Annotated in this window: 1 protein-coding gene; it reads right to left on the bottom strand. The window is 76.3% G+C overall.

Annotated elements, in window-relative coordinates; genetic code table 11:
* The coding region (locus EDC50_RS16195; protein ID WP_148089658.1) for a type VI secretion system Vgr family protein at positions 1-2,330 on the bottom strand (2,330 nt) is incomplete at both ends.

Here is a 2,330-nt window from a genome sequence, read left to right as displayed (position 1 = left end):
GCCGCCACCAGGCTCAGCGCGGCCGCCTCGCCGGCGCTCGCCGCCTCGCTCCGATCCGCCGCGGCGGCGGACTTGGCTTCCACCGCGTTGGCCAGCACGCCGATCGCCTGCCCGCTGTGCAGGCGCAGGTCGCCCGCGATCGCCGCGTTGCTCGCCTGGCCGCTCGCCAGCGTCAGCGTTTCGCCCACGCTCCAGTGCAGGCTCTGGCCCGCCACCAGGCCGATGCCCGCCGGCGCCGCCAGGCCCAGCAGCGGGTCGCCGGTGTGCGGCACGCGGCCTTCGCCCGGCTCGCTCCGGCGCTCGCCCGCCTCGCCCAGCGCCGCCTCGAACGCGCGCCCGTCCACGGTCGTCTTCGCGCTGGTCAGCAACGCCTGCAGCGGCGCCTGCCCGTCCCGCAGCCGCGAGCGCCGGTCGCCGTGCACGCCTTCGTGCGCGGCCAGCTTCACCGTCCGATGCGTCGCCGCGGCCTGCGACAAGGCTTCGCCCAGCTGCCGGGCCTGCTGCAGCAGCGCGCCGGCGGCAACGTGGTCGCCGGCAGGCGCTTCGCCGGCGGCGGCGTAGGCGCTCACCCACAGCCCGCGTTCGCCGCGCACCGCGCCCCAGCCGTCGGTGCGCAGTTCGAAGCCCTCGCCGCGGAAGCTGCCGCGGTGGTTGTCGGCCTGGTGGATCAGGTGGCCCAGGGTCAGCTGGCTGGCCTGGTGCGTGGTCGCCAGCTGCAGCCGCAGCTGCCCGTCGCTGTCGTCGAACACCAGCCGGTTGTGCCCGCTGCCGCCGAACTCCTTGGACTGCAGGCCCAGCAGCGCCGCCGCGTTGCGGTGGCCTTCGCCGTCCGGGCTCATGCCGTGCCATGCCGGCGCATGGCCGCCGCGCAGGTTCGCCTGCGCGCTGGCGCGGTGGTCGCCGGCTTGCGCGTAGGCCGACAGGTCGTGCCCGGCGGGGGCGCCGCCCGGCGTGGCGGCCACGCCGGCCTCGCCTTGGCCGTTGTACAGCGCGCCGACGACCACCGGGCGGTCGATGTCGCCCTCCAGGAAGCCGACCAGCACCTCCTGCCCGATCCGCGGCAGGAATTGCGCGCCCACCCCCGGCCCGGCGTAGCGCTGCGCGACCCGCAGCCAGCAGCTGTCCGCCGCCTCGGCCCCTTCGCCCGGCTGCTGGAAGTGGAACCTCACCCGGATCCGGCCCAGCGCGTCGCAGTACAGCTCCTGCGCCCCTTGGGCCCGGGTATGGCCGTCCGGGCCGACCACGATCGCGGTCTGGTAGCCCGGCGCGGTCGGCCGCGGGTTCAACCGCGCGCCGGTGCCGTCCTCCAGCACCGGCCGCCACGGCCTGGCCCGCGGCACGGCGGTGAACGCGTTGGCGTAGCCGACCCGCTCCGCCTGCGCCCGCACCGCGTCCCACAGCGTCGCCGACCCGCCGGCCTCCTCCGGCGCCGGCGCTTCGCCCAGCACCGCCGCGATCGCTTCGCGCACCGCCCGGGGCAGGTCGTTGACGCCGGCGTGCCGCACCGTGGTCAGCAGCGCCTCTTCCGGCGGTTGCTCGCCGTCGCTCGGCGCGTCGTGCAAGGCGAACCAGGTACCGGCGCGGAACGTGCGCACGGTGCCGCGGCCCAGCCACACCTCGCGCTGCGCTTCGCGCGCCTGCGCCAGCAGCCCGGCGTAGCGCTCGGCCTCGCTGCGGTCGGCGAAGGCGTAAGGGCCGACCGGATCGTAGCTTTCCAGCCGCGCGCCAACCTCGCTGCCGTCCAGCGGCACGCTCGCGCCGTGCGCCTGCATGCGCTTGTAGTCGTGGCTCAGCAGGGTCAGCGACGACGCCTCCAGCCGGCGCACCGCGCCGAAGGCCTGGACGGTGTCTGTCCGCTCGGTCGCGTCGCTGCGGTGGAAGCGGATTCCGCCCCACGCCGCCGCGCTGGCCTCCTGCGGGCCTTCGCCGCTGCCGGCGAACAGCACCAGGCGGTGGCCGCCCGGCGCTTCGTCGCATTCCTCCAGCCGCCAGCCCAGGCCTTCCTCCGCCAGCAGCCGGCTCACGAACGCCAGGTCGGTTTCGCGGTACTGCACGCAGTAGCTGCGCGGCCGGACCCGTGCCAGGAACGGGCCCACCTCCGCGGCGCATTGCCACGCCGCCAGCGCGCCATACCCGGCGAAGACCGACTCGACGATCTGCAGCACGGTACGGTCCTGGTATACCCGCGAGTGCCGGCCCTGCCCCAGCAGCCAGGTCCACGGCACCAGGCACAGGCGGTAGCGCGCCAGGCTGCCGTCGCTGCCCAGGCAGGCGGCTTCGCGCACCAGGCCGCTGCGGCTCGCGACGCCGCCCCCGGCCAGCCGCGTCCA

The sequence above is a fragment of the Vulcaniibacterium tengchongense genome, from assembly GCF_003814555.1.
Classification (GTDB): Bacteria; Pseudomonadota; Gammaproteobacteria; order Xanthomonadales; family Xanthomonadaceae; genus Vulcaniibacterium; species Vulcaniibacterium tengchongense.
The sequence above is the reverse complement of the archived record's forward strand: the minus strand, read 5'-3'. Positions and strand labels throughout refer to the sequence as shown.